The sequence below is a fragment of the Variovorax glucosi genome (assembly GCF_051216695.1).
Lineage (GTDB): Bacteria > Pseudomonadota > Gammaproteobacteria > Burkholderiales > Burkholderiaceae_C > Variovorax.
In genome coordinates this window covers 1-1,183 of record NZ_JBPJZE010000236.1, presented here as the reverse complement: position 1 = coordinate 1,183, position 1,183 = coordinate 1, and the positions used below count along the sequence as shown (strand labels likewise).

Sequence of the window (1,183 nt, the reverse complement as noted above, 5' to 3'; positions counted from 1 at the left end):
GGTCGTCGAGCACCTGCGTCAGGCCGGATGCGAGCGCCATCAGCGTCTTGCCGGTACCTGCAGTGCCGGTGAGGGTGACGAAATCGATTTCCGGGTCCATCAGCAGATTCATCGCGAAGTTCTGCTCGCGGTTGCGCGTGTTCACGCCCCAGACCGCGTTCTTGCCCGAGCTGTAGTCCTTGAGCGTCTTGAGCACCGCGGTCTTGTCGCGGATTTCGGTGACGCGGGCGTACATGCTCGGCTCGCCGGGCGCCTCGAAGTACACGAACTGATTGATGTACAGGTTGGGCACCAGCGGACCGCTGATCCGGTAGAAGGTATTGCTGCCGCTCTGCCAGCTTTCGATCGTCTTGCTCTGGCGGGTCCAGAAGTCGGGCGGCAGTGCGAGCGAACCGGCGTAGAGCAGGTCGCCGTCTTCCAGTGTCTTGTCGTTCTGGTAGTCGTCGGCGGCCAGGCCCAGCGCGCGCGCCTTGACGCGCATGTTGATGTCTTTCGACACCAGCACCACTTCCTGCTTCGGCTTGCCCGGGCGGTCCTTGGCGTACTCGTCGCGCAGAGCGTGCACCACACCGAGGATCTGGTTGTCGGCCTTGCCCTGGGGAAGGCTGATCGGCAGCGAGTAGTCGAGCGGGGCGGTCTGGAAGAACAGCCGGCCGCCAGCTTCGCGGTGGCCGGTGGTGTCGAGCTTCAGGCCCTTGTCGATGTCGGCGTCCTGGGCACCGGCCAGGGCATCGAGCGTGCGGCTGGTCTGGCGACCGTTGCGCGCGACTTCGGTGGTACCTTTCTTGTGGCCGTCGAGCTCTTCCAGCACGATCATCGGCAGGAAGATGTCGTGCTCCTCGAAGCGGAACAGGCACATGGGGTCGTGCAGCAGCACGTTCGTGTCGAGCACGAACAGCTTGGCCGGACCGGTGGACTTGTTGCGTTTGGGGCGCGTCGGCGCTTGCGGCGCAGGGGCGGGAGCTGGTGCGACTTCGATGACCGGCGCCTTCCTCGTCTCGACCTGCACCAGGGCCTCCGGTTGCGGTGCGCTCACGGGCGCGGGGGCCGGTGCGGGTTTGGATCTGGCCCGACGCGTCGGGCGCACGGTGGTGCCGCCGGCGCCTTCAGTGCCGAGGCTGTCGAACAACTCCAGCGGCTGCGGGCTGTGCACCGTGGCTTCGTCAGCGCGCGAATCGCCGGA

General features: G+C 66.3%; 1 protein-coding gene. It reads right to left on the bottom strand.

Going from position 1 to position 1,183, the window contains the following annotated elements; all coding sequences use genetic code 11:
• On the bottom strand, positions 1–1,183 hold a 1,183-nt coding region (locus ACSFA3_RS24595), incomplete at both ends, for a PhoH family protein (RefSeq protein ID WP_435507987.1).